At 33.3% G+C, this 2,962-nt stretch carries 9 protein-coding genes; 8 read left to right on the plus strand and 1 reads right to left on the minus strand.

Features of this window, described 5'->3' with window-relative positions; translation table 11 throughout:
* The 3 genes from V7183_RS15000 to V7183_RS15010 form a co-directional block, all read left to right on the plus strand.
* On the plus strand, positions 1-300 hold a 300-nt coding region (locus V7183_RS15000; protein ID WP_335360021.1), incomplete at its 5' end, for an AimR family lysis-lysogeny pheromone receptor.
* Positions 301-337: 37 nt separating this feature from the next.
* A complete protein-coding gene (locus tag V7183_RS15005) occupies positions 338-484 on the plus strand; it encodes a hypothetical protein (RefSeq protein ID WP_335360022.1) in 147 nt (48 codons plus the stop codon).
* Positions 485-625: 141 nt separating this feature from the next.
* On the plus strand, positions 626-754 hold the full coding sequence (locus tag V7183_RS15010; protein WP_335360023.1) for a hypothetical protein: 129 nt from the start codon (positions 626-628) through the stop codon (positions 752-754).
* Between the two features lie 34 nt (positions 755-788).
* Here V7183_RS15010 and V7183_RS15015 read toward each other — a convergent pair whose 3' ends face one another.
* Complete coding sequence (locus V7183_RS15015) at positions 789-1,148, minus strand: helix-turn-helix domain-containing protein (protein WP_335360024.1); 360 nt, start codon at positions 1,146-1,148, stop codon at positions 789-791.
* 271 nt (positions 1,149-1,419) lie between these two features.
* Between V7183_RS15015 and V7183_RS15020 the strand changes: the two genes are divergently transcribed.
* The 5 genes from V7183_RS15020 (at position 1,420) to V7183_RS15040 (ending at position 2,715) form a co-directional block, all read left to right on the plus strand.
* Complete coding sequence (locus V7183_RS15020) at positions 1,420-1,614, plus strand: helix-turn-helix domain-containing protein (RefSeq protein WP_335360025.1); 195 nt, start codon at positions 1,420-1,422, stop codon at positions 1,612-1,614.
* Between the two features lie 68 nt (positions 1,615-1,682).
* Positions 1,683-1,940, plus strand: coding sequence for a helix-turn-helix domain-containing protein (locus V7183_RS15025; RefSeq protein WP_335360026.1), 258 nt, complete (start codon positions 1,683-1,685; stop codon positions 1,938-1,940).
* A 28-nt stretch (positions 1,941-1,968) separates the two neighbouring features.
* Entirely contained in the window at positions 1,969-2,253 is a 285-nt protein-coding gene (locus V7183_RS15030) for a helix-turn-helix domain-containing protein (protein ID WP_335360027.1), read from the plus strand.
* Positions 2,234-2,404 (plus strand): hypothetical protein, encoded by a 171-nt coding sequence (locus V7183_RS15035; protein ID WP_335360028.1) that lies wholly within the window; start codon positions 2,234-2,236, stop codon positions 2,402-2,404. Before V7183_RS15030 ends, V7183_RS15035 begins: the two co-directional genes overlap by 20 nt.
* Positions 2,401-2,715: a hypothetical protein gene (locus V7183_RS15040; RefSeq protein ID WP_335360029.1), complete on the plus strand. Its 315-nt coding sequence runs from the start codon at positions 2,401-2,403 to the stop codon at positions 2,713-2,715. Before V7183_RS15035 ends, V7183_RS15040 begins: the two co-directional genes overlap by 4 nt.
* The last annotated feature ends 247 nt before the right edge of the window (positions 2,716-2,962 follow it).

Raw genomic sequence — 2,962 nt, forward strand, 5'->3', positions numbered from 1 at the left:
ATGTTAGATACAATTATGTTCTTAAAAATTCATCATGAAATTGACTTAAAGAAGATAAAACCATGTAATGCTGCAGAAAATGCCTATTTACAAATAAAGTTAGGCAACAAGAAAACAGCTATAGCTATTTTGGAAGATTTGCAAAAAGAAAATGGGTTTCTATCATCCTATCAACTTTACTATTTAGGTTTAGCGAAAAATGATAAGAATATATTGATTAAATCGTTAGAAAGTTTCGAAAAGGAAGGGAATATTTTTTATGCTAGATTACCAAAGATACAATTGGGTATTTTTCGGTAAATATGGTATAATTTTCATATAATCTAGGGGGTGCTTCATGAAAACATTATTAAAAGTTGTACCAGCATTACTTTTGGCAGGAACTCTTTTATTAAATCCAGTAAAGCAGGAAAATCCTAAACCAACAAACGTTGATCAACAAATAAATTACATGAAAAGAGATCCGGGAACAGGGGTCGGTTAAAATAATAGATTTTGAATGACATCGTCTAATGGCGGTGTCATTCGTTGTTTTTAGGGAATGTTCAGTAATTATTGAAACAAAAAAATAATGAACAATTGTGAATAAATCACAATCTATCTTGGGAATAGGAGTTTAGTAAATATGAAGGAAGTTAAAGAGAATGTGAATCTTATCAAGCAAGCGTTATTACTTTTGCAGGGGGAAGAAAGTCCAAAAAAAATGTTATTAGCAATTTGCTTAAACGAATCAAAAAGAGAAAAGGCCATGTAAAAAAGACTATCTATGTTGTGATAGTCTTTTTTTATTAAGCATTCCCTTTAGCCTTTTCATAGTTAACAAACATTTCTAATTGCTCCCATGCCTTTTTACGCTTTTCTTCAGGTAAATTATTGATTATTTCTAGTATTTCTTGAGCCTCTTTTGTAAGTTTAATGTCTTGATCTTCAGTTAGTTCTGGTGAATCAGATTTGCCAAGAAGATAGTCATTAGTACATTTTAGTGCTTCTGAAAGCTTTGTCGTCACTTCACGAGAAGGTTGTTTTGTCCCAGATTCCACTTTTGAAATGAAAGACTCAGTTACATCTACCATCTCACCGAGAGTCTTTTGAGATAACTTCAGTTTTTTCCTTAATTCTTTCACACGTACTGATAATATAGGTAGCATCTTTATTCCCCTTAACTTGTTATTTTATATCTATATATGATTATCTTTCACCGTAGATTATTTTAATATTTATTGACTAAGGTTATTAAAGTATATGTGTATTGACTATAGTTAATATTCTACATAAAACTTGACCATGAGTCCATTTGTTATTTGCAAAAAGGTATAAAAACTACAAATAATGAGGGGAAAAGATTTTAAAAAAACTGAATAAAAAACTTGACCTAAGGTCATGTTAATAATATAATCGAATTGTAACGAGGTGATACAAATGGATATCAAGGGAGAATATATCAAGAAGTTGCGAAAGCAAAAAAAATATACTCAAGAAGATTTAGGGAGATTGTCAGGAACAAGCGCTAGTATGATCTCTAAAATCGAGACAGGTATCAAGTCAACAAGCGTTAAAAAATTAAAGAATATTGCACAAGCATTAGATACACCGATGGATGACTTAGTAAATTAAGTCTTTTTTTAGAAAAATAAACTTGACCTCGGGTCATGTTAAGGTGACTCATATTAAGGAGGATTGAAATGACTATCGAAGAGCAAATCCAACAAGCGGTTACTAAAGCAATTGAGCCATTAATAGAGCTTCTACATAAACAGCAGTCACAAGTCGTAAATCACAAACCGCTACTTACATTAGAAGAGGCGATGGAAATCTTGGGTGTTGGCAAAAATCGTATGTACGAAATTGTCAAAACTAATGATTTTCCAGCATTCCGAGAAGGGAAACGATGGATGATCCTTACCAGCAAGTTCTATGAATGGATGGAAAAACAAGCGTAAAACAAATCGATATAGGAGTGTATGTCTTATGAATTTAGAAGAATCGTTAAAAGAAATTATACGTGAAGTTGTAAGGGAAGAAATTAGAGCTGCACTAGCTGAATTTCAACAACAATCACAACCAAACAAAGTGATGCGGGTGAAAGAAGCTGCAGCTTATCTCAACATCGCAGTTAGCAGAGTGTATGAACTAGCAAATCATCCACAGTTCCCGGTAATCAGGGAAGGTAGAAAGCTTCTGTTTTTACAAAAAGATTTAGAAGTATGGCTTGAATCACAAAAGGAGGTATCACATGGATTCGGCATTGGTTGAAAGTTCTTTTAGCCTTTTCATTACAATGTTTGTTATTGTGTCAGTCTTTGGAGGAATTGCAGTTGCAGGAAGCTTAATCGAACGTCTTATAAATGAGAATGAGCGACTCGAAGCGGAAAACAGGAAATTAAGAAAGGAGAAAATGGTATGAATTTATCAAATCGTGTTTTACCAAAGCGTATTGAAGCGGCAAAAAAATTAACTTCATTTGTAAATCATTGCGTGAAACAACAAAAATATGCACTAGCAGCGAATGATGAACCAACTTTTTATTGGTGGGTTAGAGAAGGGCGTCGTGCTAGACGTGAACTCGCGGAAATGTATCGTGAAAAAGAAAAGCACGATCAAGAAAAAGAGAAGGACTGTGAAAGTATCCTAGGGATTATACAACGATTAAAAAGTCAGGGGATTAATGCATCAGCAGTTGAAAGAGTGCACTACATAACCCTGAAAGGAGGATGATGCCAATGGTTTATAACAGAATTTAGTAAAAAGACCCCTGTTGCAGCAGGAGTCACTTGAAAAACTATATTTGAACTTATTATATCACGAGAAATAGGAAAATAGTACGAGGCATTTTTAGTAAGGAGGACTCAAAACATGGCTAAGTTTAGGCAAGTACATGTTGATTTTTGGCAAGATGGATTTGTATTAGATTTAACACCAGAAGAAAAATATTTTTTCTTGTACTTGATGACAAATAGTAAAA

It is taken from the genome of Bacillus sp. JJ1127 (assembly GCF_036965845.1).
In the GTDB taxonomy this organism is placed as follows: Bacteria; Bacillota; Bacilli; order Bacillales; family Bacillaceae_G; genus Bacillus_A.